At 48.1% G+C, this 15,093-nt stretch carries 11 protein-coding genes; 8 read left to right on the top strand and 3 right to left on the bottom strand.

The window, feature by feature from the left end; genetic code table 11:
• Positions 1 to 62 precede the first annotated feature (62 nt).
• The 4 genes from trpC to lgt are packed head-to-tail and all read left to right on the top strand — an operon-like array spanning position 63 to position 3,972.
• Entirely contained in the window at positions 63 to 887 is an 825-nt protein-coding gene (gene trpC / locus ACN084_RS04995) for an indole-3-glycerol phosphate synthase TrpC (RefSeq protein WP_419101809.1), read from the top strand.
• A gap of 46 nt (positions 888 to 933) precedes the next feature.
• On the top strand, positions 934 to 2,268 hold the full coding sequence (gene trpB, locus ACN084_RS04990) for a tryptophan synthase subunit beta (RefSeq protein ID WP_419106093.1): 1,335 nt from the start codon (positions 934 to 936) through the stop codon (positions 2,266 to 2,268).
• Entirely contained in the window at positions 2,268 to 3,125 is an 858-nt protein-coding gene (trpA, locus tag ACN084_RS04985; protein WP_419106092.1) for a tryptophan synthase subunit alpha, read from the top strand. Before trpB ends, trpA begins: the two co-directional genes overlap by 1 nt.
• Positions 3,118 to 3,972: a prolipoprotein diacylglyceryl transferase gene (gene lgt / locus ACN084_RS04980; protein ID WP_419101806.1), complete on the top strand. Its 855-nt coding sequence runs from the start codon at positions 3,118 to 3,120 to the stop codon at positions 3,970 to 3,972. The genes trpA and lgt overlap by 8 nt, the downstream gene beginning before the upstream one ends.
• A 328-nt stretch (positions 3,973 to 4,300) precedes the next feature.
• Here lgt and ACN084_RS04975 read toward each other — a convergent pair whose 3' ends face one another.
• A complete protein-coding gene (locus ACN084_RS04975; RefSeq protein WP_419106091.1) occupies positions 4,301 to 4,696 on the bottom strand; it encodes a helix-turn-helix domain-containing protein in 396 nt (131 codons plus the stop codon).
• A 183-nt stretch (positions 4,697 to 4,879) separates the two neighbouring features.
• Between ACN084_RS04975 and ACN084_RS04970 the strand changes: the two genes are divergently transcribed.
• The 3 genes from ACN084_RS04970 to ACN084_RS04960 all read left to right on the top strand — a co-directional run bounded on the left by ACN084_RS04970 (position 4,880) and on the right by ACN084_RS04960 (position 11,927).
• Entirely contained in the window at positions 4,880 to 5,065 is a 186-nt protein-coding gene (locus tag ACN084_RS04970; protein ID WP_419106090.1) for a helix-turn-helix domain-containing protein, read from the top strand.
• Between the two features lie 732 nt (positions 5,066 to 5,797).
• Positions 5,798 to 10,474, top strand: a complete 4,677-nt coding sequence (gltB, locus tag ACN084_RS04965; protein ID WP_419106089.1) for a glutamate synthase large subunit — start codon at positions 5,798 to 5,800, stop codon at positions 10,472 to 10,474.
• Positions 10,467 to 11,927: a glutamate synthase subunit beta gene (locus tag ACN084_RS04960; RefSeq protein ID WP_419106088.1), complete on the top strand. Its 1,461-nt coding sequence runs from the start codon at positions 10,467 to 10,469 to the stop codon at positions 11,925 to 11,927. The genes gltB and ACN084_RS04960 overlap by 8 nt, the downstream gene beginning before the upstream one ends.
• 76 nt (positions 11,928 to 12,003) lie before the next feature.
• Here the strand turns inward: ACN084_RS04960 and ACN084_RS04955 are convergent, their stop codons facing one another.
• Both ACN084_RS04955 and ACN084_RS04950 read right to left on the bottom strand, forming a co-directional pair.
• Entirely contained in the window at positions 12,004 to 12,582 is a 579-nt protein-coding gene (locus ACN084_RS04955; RefSeq protein ID WP_419101800.1) for a flavodoxin domain-containing protein, read from the bottom strand.
• Positions 12,583 to 12,595: 13 nt separating this feature from the next.
• The gene (locus tag ACN084_RS04950) at positions 12,596 to 13,186 is read right to left on the bottom strand and encodes a flavodoxin domain-containing protein (protein WP_419101799.1); all 591 of its coding nucleotides are present in this window, start codon (positions 13,184 to 13,186) and stop codon (positions 12,596 to 12,598) included.
• Between the two features lie 329 nt (positions 13,187 to 13,515).
• Here ACN084_RS04950 and pyk point away from each other — a divergent pair, with 329 nt between their 5' ends.
• Positions 13,516 to 14,991, top strand: a complete 1,476-nt coding sequence (gene pyk, locus ACN084_RS04945) for a pyruvate kinase (protein ID WP_419101798.1) — start codon at positions 13,516 to 13,518, stop codon at positions 14,989 to 14,991.
• The last annotated feature ends 102 nt before the right edge of the window (positions 14,992 to 15,093 follow it).

Genomic DNA, 15,093 nt, shown 5'->3' with positions numbered 1-15,093 from the left:
TTTCATAGGAATTACTATCACCAACCAATAACTATTCTTTTTTCTGATGAAGGAACACTGGCATGGCAACAGTCTTAGAAAACATCATCACAGGTGTACGTGAAGACCTCAAAGAACGCATAAAACATACCCCGTTAGAACAGATACAACGCCAAGCCCAAAACCAAAAACCTGCACTAGAAGCGCTAAACTATCTACGCCCCACCAACACCTTTAACGTCATCGCAGAAGTCAAAAGAGCCTCTCCCTCTAAAGGAGAACTCGGAGAAATCCACGACCCCGCCGCCCTCGCACAAGCCTATGAACGTGGGGGAGCTAGTATCATCTCCGTTCTTACTGAACAACGACGCTTCAAAGGAACACTCAACGACCTCAAAACAGTACGCGAACACGTTAACATCCCCATACTACGCAAAGACTTCATCATCGACGAATACCAGATTTGGGAAGCACGAGCCTACGGCGCTGACCTCATCCTCCTCATCGTCGCAGCACTGGATGACCAAACACTCAAAGAATTTCTAGAACTCACCCATAAACTAGGGATGAGAGCACTCATCGAAACACACACACCAGAAGAAATTGAGCGCGCCAAAACACTAGGAGCCCACATCATCGGTGTTAATGTACGAAACCTCAAAACTTTAGAAGTCAACAACTCACACTTTGCAGAACTAGCCCAACTACTCCCTCAAGACGCTGTCATCATCGCAGAATCTGGTGTCTCCACAGCCCAAGATGTTACAGACTACGCATTACACGGGGCACAAGCCGTCCTCGTCGGAGAAGCACTCGTTCGTTCCGGAGAACCCGAAAACACTGTCCGAGAATTCAAACAAGCCGGACACACCGGACGTACACAATACCTTCAACAGCAGAACGCCTAAGACCCAACTCACTCAACAGCTCTATAACAGAAAACGAGGCATAACGGTGACAAACCAACTTGCAGATAACTTTTTGAAAGGGAACTCTTCATCCCTCAAAAATGCCCCCGGCCCTTACTTCGGTCAATACGGTGGTCAATGGATGCCCGAATCTTTAATGATGGCAATGACCGAGCTAGAAGAAACCTTCGAATCTGCAAAAAATGATCCAGTATTTATGGCAGAATTCCAACGCCTCAGCCACGAATACTCCAACCGCCCCTCGCTACTGACCGAAGTACCACACTTCTCAGAGCACGCTCACGGGGTACGTTTCTTCCTCAAACGAGAAGACCTCAACCACACTGGTTCACACAAGATTAACAACGTTATTGGCCAAGCGCTCCTAGCACGACGCATGGGAAAAACACGTCTCATCGCAGAAACAGGAGCCGGACAACACGGTGTAGCAACAGCAACAGCCGCCGCATTATTCGGCATGGAATGCGTCATCTACATGGGTGAAGAAGACACCGAACGTCAATCCCTCAACGTGGCACGCATGCAACTTCTTGGGGCACGAGTTATCGCCGTTCAAAACGGTTCACGAACCCTCAAAGACGCCATTAACGAAGCACTACGCGACTGGGTAGCAAACGTCGACAACACCCATTACCTCCTTGGAACAGCAGCAGGAGCACACCCTTTCCCCGCCATGGTGCGTTTCTTCCACGACGCCATCGGCACCGAAGCCCGAGAACAAATCCTCGAAGCCACCGGAAAACTTCCCGACGGTATCGCAGCATGCGTTGGCGGAGGCTCCAACGCTATTGGAATGTTCCACGCTTTCCTTGACGACCCCGATGTAAAAATCTATGGCTTTGAAGCAGGCGGTGACGGTATCGATACAGACCGCCACGCAGCAACCATTAACCTTGGAAAACCTGGCATGCTTCACGGCGCGATGACATACCTGATGCAGAACGAAGATGGACAAATCATCGAGTCTCATTCTATTTCTGCAGGCCTTGATTATCCCGGCGTCGGACCTGAACACTCCTACCTTAACGATATTGGTAGAGTCAGCTACCAGCCCGTTACCGACACCGAAGCCATGGACGCATTACAGCTACTATGCTGTACCGAAGGTATCATTCCTGCTATCGAATCTGCCCATGCGCTCGCTGGCGCTCTGCGCGTTGCACACGAATGGGCTGCCAACGACCCTGAAACTGCTTCCGACAAAGTGATGGTGGTATGTCTTTCAGGTCGTGGCGATAAAGACATGGGAACAGCCCTAGAATGGTTCGGCCTAGGTAAAGCCATCCCTTCATCATCTTTAGTGACTGGAAATAAAGAAGCTATGCACGAAGCGCAGCGCGTAGAGAGCGAGAACAACTAATGACGTATCGTGATTATCTATCAGAAGGCGTTCGGTATTCTGTACATCATAATTCTTTTCCGCCGGCTCCAGCTGGGTCGGCGTTGAAACGACGCCTTGAAGAATGCCGTGAACAAGGACGTGCTGCCCTCATCGGTTACTTACCGGTAGGCTACCCCACCGTTGACGAATCCATTCAGGCTGCTATTGCGTTAGGACGTAACGGTGCAGACATTATTGAACTAGGTGTCCCTTATTCTGATCCAGTGATGGACGGCCCTGTTATTCAAAAGGCAACAGCACACGCCATAGAGAACGGATTCCGTCTAAAAGATGTGTTTCGTGCCGTACACGAAATTACTGAGGCCACCTCTGCTGTTGTCGTTGTAATGACCTACTGGAACCCCGTGTTAAGTTATGGTGTTGACGAGTTCGCTCGTGATCTTTCAGCAGCCGGAGGAGCTGGAATCATCACACCAGACCTCGTCCCTGACGAAGCCTCCGCATGGTTTGAGGCCTCCGAAAAGTATCAGTTAGATCGTATTTTCTTAGCTGCTATTTCTTCTTCTGACGAGCGTTTAGCGATGATTTCTCGTGCTTCTAGTGGCTTCGTGTACGCGGTCTCTGTCATGGGTGTGACGGGTATGCGCCAGTCCGTGAACAATGCTGCTTCTGAACTGGTGCAGCATTTACGTGAAGCGGACGCTCCAGCAGTTTGTGTTGGTTTGGGTGTTTCTTGCCGTGAACACGTTGAAGAAATCGGGCAATATGCTGATGGTGTGATTGTGGGGACTGCTCTTGTGAAAGCTCTAGAATCTGATGGCGTTGAAGGAGTCGCAGTTTTGATGCGTCAGTTAGCAGGTAAGAACGATGAATAATACGGTGTTAGAGGCTTCTATTCCGTCCCCATCTGTTAGTAGTTTTCATGTAGGTGGTCTAACCATTCATTTTTATGCTTTATGCATTTTGGTGGGTATTTTCTTGTGCTTGAAACTTACAGCCTACCGTTGGAAGTCATGGGGGCAAGATCCTGAACGTATCTGGGATATCGCGTTATGGTCTTTCCCCTTTGGCATCGTGGGTGCTCGAGCTTACCACGTGCTCATTACTGACCCTGCAAGTTATTTTGGTGCAGGTGTTAATCCTCTCAACGTCTTTAAGATATGGGAGGGCGGAATCGGCATTATGGGTGCTATTTCTTTAGGTTCTTTAGGTGCTTGGATTGCTTGTCGTCGTTATGGTATTTCTTTTGCGCTCTTTGCTGATGCTGTTGCCCCCGGTATTCTTTTAGCTCAGGCCTGCGGACGTTGGGGTAACTGGTTCAATCAGGAGCTGTTTGGCAAACCGACTACTTTGCCGTGGGGCTTAGAAATTTCTTCTCATTCTCCAAATTTTCCGCATCAATACCCTGCCGGTACGCTCTTTCACCCAACTTTTCTGTACGAATCGTTATGGAATCTTTGCGGTGTCATGCTCTTATTGTATTTAGGTCGTAAGTCGGTGCTTGTTTTAGGTCAGACTTTTTGGCTCTATGTGTTGTACTACGGTGTAGGACGTATCATTATCGAGATATTCTGGCGTATTGATACTCCTCATTATGTGCTGGGTCTTCGCGTTCATGTGTGGACTGCTGGTTTGCTGATTGTTCTTGGTCTTTGTGGTCTGATCATCGCTAAGAGGCGTGCTCGTCAGCGTGCTCTTATAGATGCGGCTCAAGGGGTCTAAACTTTAGCTCCGTAATATTGTTCTGGGAGAAAACCAGACGATGTCCTGCCCACAATATATGTTGTGGGCAGGACATCGTCTTTTAAGGTATAGAAGTTTTATGATGCGGTGAGGTGTACTCTGTTATTGGTCTGTTCAATGACCCGATAATCGTGGGTCACGACAATGGCAATCCCTCCGTTACGGCAATGTTCTTGAAGAAAATCGAGAACACATTGCGCGTGGTAATCATCTAATGCTGCTGTTGGTTCGTCAAGAAGGATTATAGGAGTCTCGCGGACTGCTGCTCGTATAATCCCGATAGGCTATTTGGTGATCTTATCGTTTGCTAGTTGGTAGGGGTGTTTTCGCTTTTTCTAGGGTTTTGGTTTAGGGATTTTATTGCTTGGGTTTTGCTGTTAAGGATTGCATCGATAACGGATATAACGGCTGCTCGTTCTGAATCAGTGAGGTCTTTTGCTCTTTCTGGGAGGATGAAAGGCTCTCCTCCTGCTGGTGGAAGTTGCGCTAGGAGGCGTAGCTGGTGGGAATCTAGCCCTAGGACTTCTGCGAAAGCGTCTAATACTTCGGGGTTAGGCTTAGCGGGAACTTTTCCCGTCATGTATCTGTGGGCAGTAGCTTTACTTACTTTGTAACCGTGTTTTTCGGCTCGTTTAGATATTTCCTGAGTTGAATAACCGAGGCTCTGGCAGGCTTCTTTGAGAGTATGAGAAAGACTATTCACAATCCTATTCTTAACGCAAAAACTTTATTGGACAAGACTTCTAGACAATTTTCCAGTTTTTGTCTCTGCCTAAAAACAGGAAAAATAAAAAATATGCTCTAAAGGTGGACAACCTATTACGAGTGGGTATATACAAGATTCTAGGAATCCCAAGAGATAGCGCTGAATCTTTAGGAGCTGCTAATGACCAAGCTGCTAACACCGGCTCAAGTATCTGAACTAACCGGCTTCAAAGAAAAAACCCTCGCCAACTGGCGTTCGCAAGGAAAACAACTGCCTTACTGCAAAATAGGGCGCTCAGTTCGTTATCGCGCCAGCGATGTTGAAGAGTGGATACGCAAAAATAAACCTAAAAAAGTCTACAAATAGGTATTATCTCATCGACGTAAGAAATAAGCCTCACTCTAAAATACCGAAGACATTACGGGCAGGGTACGTCCACCACACTACAAAAGAGTAATTCCCCGAGATACTCTTATCCCGTGATAACAATATATTTTGAGGACTGCTTACAGGGGAGAAGCTGTGCCACAACGGTCCAGCTAGAAAGATGAGCTGTGTTAAAACCCTCTGGACTTCCATAACGGTCTTGCCCATCACAAAAAATACTGTTGAGACGCCTTTATTTCACTGTGTACGTCTTATCGCTAAAAATAAAAATATCCGAGACATCCAACTATTTAACTATCAGATACTAAGCCGTCTCACTATCTGGTGCATTAACGCGAAGAATTACCCCTTTTGAAACAAAACAAGGCACAATAACTACCAGAAGATAGATAGAACACACCCAAAAAACTAGCGTCTTCTACCGGTGAACGTGAAAACGTAACAACATTGACTCCACCACACACAGGAATCAACTGCACCACAACAAATCCACCACTGATAACACCTATACCCATCAGTAAACGGAACATACCCCATCGCTGCAATGGCGCGGCTCAAAGACCTTTAACTCTTATCCCACACCCAAGAGTTAGAGCCTATGCGCATACACGATGCGGATATATCAAACTTTGTGCCGTACCACCACCGAAACCTCGCTCACACACGTACCCTAACGCATGTGAACGACCCGCCGTGGAGAGGAAAAGGCCTTTGAAAAACCCAACATCACACACCCCAACACAGAGCAAACACAACTCCACCACACCACCGTCACCCTTCCAAACATTTGCCGCAATACCTCAAGCGCAAGGGCTATACCACCCCGACAACGAAAAAGACGCCTGCGGACTAGCAATGGTCGCAACGATCAACGGTCAAGCCAGCCACGATATCGTTGACCACGCACTCACAGCACTGCGTCGGCTCGAACACCGAGGAGCCGTCGGAGCAGACGAAGGCACCGGCGACGGCGCAGGAATCCTCCTACAACTACCCGACACATTCTTCCGCGCCGTACTAGACTTCTGCCTACCAGAAACCGGAAAATACGCAGCTGGAACAGCGTTCCTCCCCGCTGACGAAGAAAACATCAGCGAATACAAACAATCACTAGAAGACATCGCCCACGCAGAAGGACTCAAAGTCCTCGGCTGGCGAGACGTGCCCACCAACCCAGAACTTGTTGGAAAATCAGCACGCGCCGTCATGCCTCACTTCGTACAGATGTTCATCGCCGAAGCAGAACCCGAAGAACACGACGCCGTTGCCGCCCCCTTCACCGGACATATCCCTATCATCGACCTCGACACAACATCCGCACAACAACAACTAGACCAAAAAGCTTTTCGTCTACGTAAACGCGCACAGCACAAGCTCGGAGTATATTTTCCGTCCTTCTCTACACGAACCATCGTGTACAAAGGAATGCTAACCACCGCACAACTAGAACCCTTTTATCCTGACCTCTCAGACCCCAGATTTCAGACAAAACTTGCTATCGTCCACTCACGATTTTCAACGAACACCTTTCCCTCATGGCCATTAGCGCAACCCTTTAGAACCATCGCACATAACGGCGAAATCAACACCGTCAAAGGTAACCGTAACTGGATGCGAGCGCGTCAATCACAACTCAAATCACCATTGTTAGGACGAAATCCCGAAGAATTATTTCCCATCTGTTCGGCGGGTGCTTCAGATTCTCAGTCTTTTGACGAGGTTGCAGAACTGCTGTTGCTCTCTGGGCGTAGCGCGCCACAAGTGATGATGATGATGATTCCTGAGGCGTGGGAAAAACACGAGGATATGGACGAAGACCTCCGAGCCTTCTACCAATATCATTCAACGTTAATGGAACCATGGGACGGCCCAGCAGCAGTAGCCTTTACCGATGGTACACGGGTTGGTTCTGTTCTTGACCGTAACGGGTTACGACCAGCACGCTACTGGGTGACTGATGAAGGTCTTGTTGTTCTTGCATCTGAAGTGGGCGTTATTGATATTGACGAGAAGAATATCGTTCAGAAAGGTCGAGTCAGCCCAGGAAAGATGTTCTTCGTCGATACAGAACAACAACGTATCATCTCAGATGAAGAAGTTAAAAAGAGCGTAGCGAATAGTCACCCATGGAAAAAATGGGCGTCAGAGTCCATTATCAATCTTGCCGATTTACCTGAACGTGAACATATTCGTTACCCTCGTTCATCAATGACTCTGCGTCAACAGACTTTTGGGTACACTACTGAAGAACTTAAAAAGATTCTTGCCCCGATGGCACAACATGGTGCAGAGCCTATTTACGCGATGGGAACGGATACTCCTATTGCGGTTCTTTCGTCACGTTCACGATTACTTTTTGACTATTTTGTGCAGTCTTTTGCTCAGGTAACGAATCCTCCTCTTGACTCTATTCGTGAAGAGCTTGTTACGTCCTTGAAGACGTCGGTGGGTCCTAATGGGAATATTCTTCGTAATGGGCGTGTACATACTCGTCATATTGGTTTAGATTTTCCCGTTATCAATAATGATGAGTTGGAAAAGATTGCTCACCTCACTGATGAGGATGGTATGGGTATTGCCCTGAAAGTTCGGGGTCTTTATAACCCTGCTGGGGGAGAAGACGCTTTACGTGCTCGGCTGAGTGAAATTTGTGAAAAGGTGTCTGCCGCTGTTAATCGCGGTGTGGAGCATATTATTCTTTCTGATCGTCATTCTAATGCGCAGTGGGCGCCTATCCCGTCGTTGCTGTTGACGGCGGCGGTTCATCATCACCTTTTGCGTTCTGCAACTCGTACGAAGGCTTCTTTGGTGGTTGAAGCTGGTGATGTTCGCGAAGTGCATCATATTGCTACTTTGGTTGGTTATGGTGCTTCAGCGGTGAACCCGTATCTTGCCATGGAGTCGGTGGAACAGCTGGTTCGAGATGGTGAGATTGAGTCAGTTTCTGAGGATGAAGCTGTTAAGAACTTGATTAAGGCTTTGGGTAAAGGTCTGCAGAAGATTATGTCGAAGATGGGTATTTCTACGGTGTCTTCGTATTGTGGTGCTCAGACTTTTGAAGCTTTGGGTTTGTCTGAGCGTCTTGTGAGCGAGTATTTTCCAGGGACTCATTCGCAGATGGATGGTGTGGGTCTTGATGTTATTGCTGCTGAAGTGAAAGCCCGTCATGACCGTGCTTATCCTCAAGATGGGGTAGCTGTTCCACATCGTACTTTAGAAACTGGTGGTGAATATGATTGGCGTCGTGATGGTGCCTCCCACTTGTTTAACCCTGAGACTGTTTTTCGTTTGCAGCATGCAACCAAAACGGGGCGCTACGATATTTTCAAGTCTTATACAGAACGTGTAAATGATCAGTCTAAAGAGCTGATGACAATACGTGGGTTATTGTCTTTGAAGCAGGATCGCCCTCCGATTGATATTTCTGAGGTAGAGCCGGTGAGCTCTATTGTGAAGCGTTTTTCGACGGGTGCGATGTCGTATGGGTCTATCTCTCAGGAGGCTCATGAGACTTTGGCTATTGCGATGAATGCTTTGGGTGCAAAGTCGAATACTGGTGAGGGTGGTGAAGATGTTGAACGGCTTCTTGACCCGCAACGGTGTTCAGCTATTAAGCAGGTTGCTTCTGGTCGTTTTGGTGTGACGTCTTTATACCTAACACACGCCCAAGATATTCAGATTAAGATGGCTCAAGGCGCTAAACCTGGTGAAGGTGGGCAGCTCATGAGTCAGAAAGTGTACCCGTGGGTGGCGAAGACCCGTCACGCGACAGCTGGGGTGACCTTGATTTCGCCACCTCCTCATCATGATATTTATTCTATTGAGGATTTGGCACAGCTGATTTATGACCTCAAACGTGCCAACCCGCAGGCTCGTATTCATGTCAAGTTGGTGTCTGAGGTGGGTGTTGGAACGGTTGCTGCCGGTGCAACGAAAGCTAAAGCCGATGTCGTGCTTATTTCTGGTCACGATGGTGGTACTGGTGCTGCTCCTTTGAACTCCTTGAAACATGCTGGAGCACCATGGGAGTTAGGTCTTGCTGAGGCTCAACAGACTTTGATGGTTAACGGTTTACGTGACCGCGTGGTTGTGCAAGCTGACGGGCAACTAAAAACCGGTCGTGACGTGATGATTGCTGCTTTATTGGGTGCAGAAGAGTTCGGTTTTGCAACAGCTCCACTCGTGGTGGAGGGCTGCATTATGATGCGTAAATGCCATTTGGATACCTGCCCAGTGGGGGTTGCGACACAGAACCCGACGCTTCGCGAACGGTACACCGGTAAAGCTGAGCATGTTATCAATTTCTTTAAATTTATTGCTGAAGAAGTTCGTGAATATTTAGCGCAGCTGGGATTAAGAAGCCTAGACGAGGCTATTGGACGCGCCGAACTTTTGGATACTTCTGCCGCTATCGAACATTGGAAAGCTGACGGTTTAGACTTATCGCCTATTCTGCGTTCAACGTTTGAAGAGTACGCGGGTCGGGGAGTGCGCCATAGCCGTGAACAAGACCATGAACTGGATGCTCATATCGACCACCATTTTATTCGTGCGGCTTCTGCCACTTTTGAGCACCGTCAGAAGACTCAAATCACTCGTGATGTGGTGAATACTGATCGTTCTATCGGCACAATGCTAGGACATTATGTGACGAAAACTTTTGGTACTGACTTATTAGAACCAGATACGATTGACCTTCATCTGAAAGGACATGCTGGTCAGTCTTTGGGTGCGTTTATTCCTCAAGGAATGACTATTCGATTGGTTGGTGACACCAACGATTACGCCGGTAAAGGCCTATCTGGTGGACGAATTATTATCCGCCCAGATGAGAACGCTCCTCTTATCGCTCATGAAAATGTTGTGGCAGGGAACGTTATCGGTTATGGCGCTACCAGCGGTGAACTGTTTATCCGCGGTGTTGTAGGTGAACGTTTCTTAGTGCGTAATTCTGGTGCTACTGCTGTTGTTGAAGGAATCGGTGACCACGGTTGTGAATATATGACAGGTGGCAGAACCCTGATTTTGGGTGAGACAGGACGTAACTTTGGTGCTGGTATGAGTGGCGGTTATGCATATGTACTAGATCTCAACATGAAGAATGTGAATAAAGATTCTCGTGAGCAGGGCGAACTATTGTTTTCCGCTTTATCTGAAACAGATTGTTCAGAGGTTCGCCAACTTTTGGAAGAACATGTGCAGCATACGGGGTCGCATCTGGGGCAGCAGCTTTTGGCAGATGAAGAGGACACCATGCGCCGTATCACGAAGGTTGTGCCGCGTGATTATGCGGCAGTTTTGAGTGTTCGTCAGGACGCTCAAGCTCAAGGTGAAGACCCTAACTCGATGGCTGTGTGGAAGAAGATTTTGGAGGTAACCCGTGGCTAATCCTCGTGGCTTTCTAGAAGTAACAACTCGTCAAGACCGACCTAAACGTCCTGTGCCTGTACGTATTATGGATTACCGTGAGGTGCAGGTTCACCCAAATGAAGCGGTGATTCGTCAGCAAACTTCTCGTTGTATGGATTGTGGTGTTCCGTTTTGTCACGCTGGGTGTCCTTTGGGAAATCTTATTCCTGAATGGAATGATTTGGTGTGGCGTGGTCGTACCCGTGAAGCGGTGGAGCGTATGCACGCAACAAACAATTTTCCGGAATTTACGGGACGCGTGTGCCCAGCTCCGTGTGAGTCTTCTTGTGTGCTAGGTATTAATCAGCCGGCGGTCACTATTAAACAAGCTGAGTATTCTATCGGTGAAGCTGGGTTTGCTGAGAACCTGATTGAGCCTATTCTTCCTGCACGTATGTTAGATAAGACGGTTGCTGTGGTGGGCTCTGGGCCAGCTGGGTTAGCGGCTGCTCAACAATTAACACAGGCTGGTTTTACGGTTGCTGTTTTTGAACGTGACTCTAAAATTGGTGGTTTGTTGCGCTATGGTATCCCTGATTTTAAATTAGAGAAATCTGTGGTGGAGCGCCGTCTTGCAGTGATGGAAGAAGAAGGCACTCGTTTCCGTCCCGGCATTAATATTGGTACTGATATTACGTGGGATGAGTTACGACGACGATATGACGCTGTTATTGTTGCGACAGGGGCAACAGCTCCTCGTTTACTGGATATTCCGGGCGCTGAGTTATCTGGTATTTATCCGGCAATGGATTATCTCAAGGACACGAATCGTTTTGTCTCAGGGGAGAGCTCTTCACTGAGCATTGACGTTACCGGTAAGAACGTGATTGTTTTGGGCGGTGGAGACACTGGATCTGACTGTATCGGTACGGCTGTACGCCAAGGAGCAGCATCTATTACGACTCTTGCGATTGGTGAACAGCCACCGCTTGAACGCTCTGATAGTGAACCATGGCCGATGTTTCCAAAAGTATTTGAGGTGTCTTCTTCTCACGAGGAGGGTGGAGAGCTTCGCTATTTAGCGTCAACCGTGGAGTTCGTTGGTGAGAATGGTGTTTTGACAGGTCTTAAAGTTGCTAAGACGCAGTACCTACCTGATGGCCGTCGTGTCCCTGAACCTGGTACCGAACATGTTATCCCTGCTGATATCGTGTTTTTGGCGTTAGGTTTTACGGGGCAAGATTCTCGAACTTTAGAAGAACAAATTGGTGCGTGCTATGACAAACGGTCAAATGTTGCACGAGATGAGAACTATATGACGAATGTTCCTGGCGTGTTTTCTTGTGGTGACGCTGGCCGCGGACAGTCTCTGGTGGTGTGGGCTATCGCTGAGGGGCGTGCAACAGCTGCCGCAGTTGAGCGGTATCTTACCGGTTCCACTTTCTTACCTGAACCGGTGTCTCCTCATGATCGCGGGTTTACGCTTCTTTAAGAGACGGTATAAATAAATCTATGTGGTGGGGTAAAAGATATCTCTTACCCCACCACATAGAGGAGAACAAACATTGTTATTGTTGAGTAGCTAACGTTTGTAGGACGTGCTCGACTAACGGTTTAACAGCTATTGGGTCAGAATAGTTTACTTTTCCCTGTTCAAAGCTTTTAAGCATTTGTTCTTGAGCCTGAGAGCGTTGAGGTTTTGCCGCTATTGCTGCACGTACCCCCATCATGAGCGTTTTATGTTTCATGCTGAGTTTGGTATGGTCTAGTCCTCCACGAAAATGGAAAATTTTAGCGTTCTCCGTTAACGTTTCGCCATAGTTCTTTATCACCATATTGTCTAACTTTTGGCGGCTACTACCTTCAAGCCCGTTAAAAGATACGGTAAAAAACACGCGTGGGACTGATCGCAATAGTTCAGCGTATTTTTGTGTTGTTTTTGCTCCTGTCAAAAATGTTCCATAGTCGCTAGCTCCGATAAGGACAATATCTGCTGATTGAATATTTTCTGCGCAGAGCTGTTCTGTAGCGCAAATCGTTACGTTGATAGTGTTGTCATGGTTAGTTAACGCTTCGGATATCCAGTGTGCATATTCTGTGGTGTATCCGTACTGGCTACCGGCTGAGATGAGAACACGTGCTCCCATGAGGATACGCGCCTTAGCTTTCTACGTTGGGGGAGAGATACCCTGCGACTGTTTCGACGAGGGGGAAGATGTCTTCACGGTTGGTGTAGTCTCCACCACCATTGTCGAAAGATTCAATCATCTGTTTGTCGTATTCGTTCGCGTGAGGCTTGAGACGATATGCGGTGCGAACTCCTGCTAGAACAGTTTTGTGAGTTTTCGTCATTTGGGAGAGGTCTAGTCCTCCGCGGAAGTGGTAGGTGGGGCAGTTTCCTGCGACGTCTTCTTTGTAAGATTTCATGACGCGTTTGTCGAGGTATTCACGCGGGTATACGGCTAGACCGTTGAAACATACGGTGAAGAAGACGCGGTGCGGAACTTTGAGCATTGCTTCACGGCGTTTGCGTAATGTTGGAGCGCCGGTGAGGAACCCTCCAAGGTAACTTGCCCCGACGATGAGTACGTCAGCAGATTCGATGAGCTCGTCGGTGGCTTCTGCAATGGGGCTGAGGCTAATGTTGGGGGACTGGTCGAGAGTTTGGAGTTCTTCTGCAATCCAGCGGCAGTACCGTTCTGTAAATCCGTAGTTTGAGCCGAAGAGGATAACGACGTTTTGGGTGCTCATGAGTCTCACGTTTCTTTCATGCCGGTAAGGCGTGGTTTGCGGTGCTTTTATATCTCAAGAATAAAACAAGTTGAACGGCGATGGAACATTTAACGAATAAGATGTGTGTTTTTGTGGGAAATGGGCGCTGGTTTTATGAGTTATTTTTCTCATTTCTGGGACAAAAAGAAGGTTTATGCCCGTATAATGAGGTATGCACCCGGAGAGATGCTAAGAATATCTGTGAATGTGTGGGAATGTTATTTTTTGTGGCTCATTGAACGCACTATCGCAAGATGTTCTATCATCCCCCTTGTTGTCGCACCCCCAAACTTACTAAGGTTGTATACATGAGACGCGCAAAAATTGTTTGTACTATTGGTCCGGCAATCTCCTCTGAGGAGAAAATTAAGGCAGCTATTGAAGCTGGCATGAACGTCGCCCGCCTTAACATGAGCCACGGCGACCACGATGTTCACACAAATTCCTACAAGAACATTCGTAAACAGAGCAAAGCGCTCGGTAAAAACGTTGCCATTTTGGCAGACCTACAAGGCCCAAAGATTCGCCTTGAAACCTTCAAAAACGGTTCTGAAGTTCTAGAACCTGGTGATACTTTCAAAATTACGACCGAAGACGTTGAAGGTACCAAAGACATCTGTGGTACTACCTTCAAAGGACTCCCTGGAGACGTCGCTCCCGGAGACACCCTGCTCATCGATGACGGAAAAATTCGTCTTGAAGCCATTGAAGTAACTGACACGACAGTAACAACACGCGTTGTTGTTGGTGGGCCTATCTCCAACAATAAAGGTATTAACCTTCCCGGTGTTGCGGTATCTATCCCCGCATTGACCGAAAAAGATGAACGCGACCTTCGCTTCGCTTTGAAACTTGGTGTCGACATTATCGCTCTTTCTTTCGTGCGCTCTGGCGACGACATCGCTCGTGTTCACGAAATCATGGACGAAGAAGGATTCCGCATCCCCGTTATTGCGAAGGTTGAGAAGCCTCAGGCTGTTGACAATCTTCAAGACATCGTCGATAAGTTCGACGGTATCATGGTCGCTCGCGGTGACCTAGGCGTTGAATATCCTCTTGAAGAGGTCCCTCTCGTCCAGAAGCGAGCCATCGAACTTGCTCGCCGTTGGGCTAAGCCTGTTATCGTGGCAACGCAGGTTCTTGAATCAATGATTCATAACCCCACTCCAACTCGTGCAGAAGCATCTGACTGCGCTAACGCTATCCTTGATGGTGCAGACGCCGTCATGCTTTCTGGTGAAACATCTGTGGGCGAGTACCCGATTATCACCATTCAGACCATGGCTCGTATCGTCAAATCCACTGAGGAACGTGGCTTGTATCGCGTGCCTGAACTAGGCACTTCTCCTAAGACTCGTGGTGGCGCGATTACTCGTGCGGCAGTGAACGTTGCTGATCAGCTCAATGTTGATTACATTACCGCGTTCACTCAGTCCGGTGATACGGCTCGCCGTCTTGCACGTTTGCGCCCATCGAAGCCTGTGATTGCGTTTACTCCTGATCCTAAGGTTCGCGCATTCCTTGCAATGCTTTGGGGTGTAGACGCGGTAGAAGCTGCGAGCGTTGCAAACACTGATGAGATGACAGGCCTGGTCGACCAGTACCTTTTGGCTCAAAAAATTGCTGAGCCTAATCAACTCATCGTTATGGCGGCTGGTTCGCCTCCAAGCGTTGCCGGCTCAACCAACATGTTGAAAGTTCACCGTATTGGTGACTTGGATGACGCTGGTGCTCTTCTTCCTGAAGAGAAAGAGAAACTCGGCCCCTGGGGTGAAGATTCCTAGCATCGTCACTCTCTAAGGTTTTATCCTGATACGAGAAGAAGCCCTGTCCTATGTTCTGTTTATGAGCGAGGATGGGGCTTCTTTCTGTTGTGTTGTGAGGCA

This window comes from Rothia sp. P7208, from assembly GCF_048512915.1.
GTDB lineage: Bacteria > Actinomycetota > Actinomycetes > Actinomycetales > Micrococcaceae > Rothia.
The sequence above is the reverse complement of the archived record's forward strand: the minus strand, read 5'-3'. Positions and strand labels throughout refer to the sequence as shown.

Bases quoted from the DNA above. Each gene is read 5' to 3' on its own strand.
- trpC (WP_419101809.1), top strand. From the start codon at position 63: ATGGCAACAGTCTTAGAAAACATCATCACAGGTGTACGTGAAGACCTC.
- trpA (WP_419106092.1), top strand. From the start codon at position 2,268: ATGACGTATCGTGATTATCTATCAGAAGGCGTTCGGTATTCTGTACAT.
- lgt (WP_419101806.1), top strand. From the start codon at position 3,118: ATGAATAATACGGTGTTAGAGGCTTCTATTCCGTCCCCATCTGTTAGT.
- ACN084_RS04970 (WP_419106090.1), top strand. From the start codon at position 4,880: ATGACCAAGCTGCTAACACCGGCTCAAGTATCTGAACTAACCGGCTTC.
- ACN084_RS04955 (WP_419101800.1), bottom strand. From the start codon at position 12,582: ATGGGAGCACGTGTTCTCATCTCAGCCGGTAGCCAGTACGGATACACC.
- ACN084_RS04950 (WP_419101799.1), bottom strand. From the start codon at position 13,186: ATGAGCACCCAAAACGTCGTTATCCTCTTCGGCTCAAACTACGGATTT.
- pyk (WP_419101798.1), top strand. From the start codon at position 13,516: ATGAGACGCGCAAAAATTGTTTGTACTATTGGTCCGGCAATCTCCTCT.